Source organism: Escherichia sp. AM3, assembly GCF_032029835.1.
In the GTDB taxonomy this organism is placed as follows: Bacteria; Pseudomonadota; Gammaproteobacteria; order Enterobacterales; family Enterobacteriaceae; genus Escherichia; species Escherichia coli.
The window spans coordinates 1-256 of record NZ_JAVUPQ010001115.1 but is presented as its reverse complement, the minus strand read 5'-3'; the positions used below and the strand labels follow the sequence as shown (position 1 = coordinate 256).

Below are 256 nucleotides of genomic sequence, written 5' to 3'. Positions count from 1 at the left end.
CGCCAGTTGAGTAAAGCCAGCGCCGTCGGGCTGCTGGCGTGGGGATTTTTTACCTAGATACTGTCAAGGCGCAGCAGGGGGAAGAGCACCGGAAACGTCCGCGCGGGACGACCGCGTGAGCGGGTAAAGATCTCCTCCAGCCCCGCCTTCACCTTCAGCGGATGGTTGGCCCGCTGTCGCCAGTCGTTGAAATCACCGGCCACCACGACGGGCTCGCCCTCCGGCAGCGCATTGGTCCAGTCTGCCAGCATCTGTA

General features: G+C 63.7%; 1 pseudogene. It reads right to left on the bottom strand.

Annotated elements, in window-relative coordinates:
• Positions 1–56: 56 nt before the first annotated feature.
• Positions 57–256, bottom strand: a pseudogene (locus tag RTW80_RS29950) (EEP domain-containing protein); the annotation flags it as partial.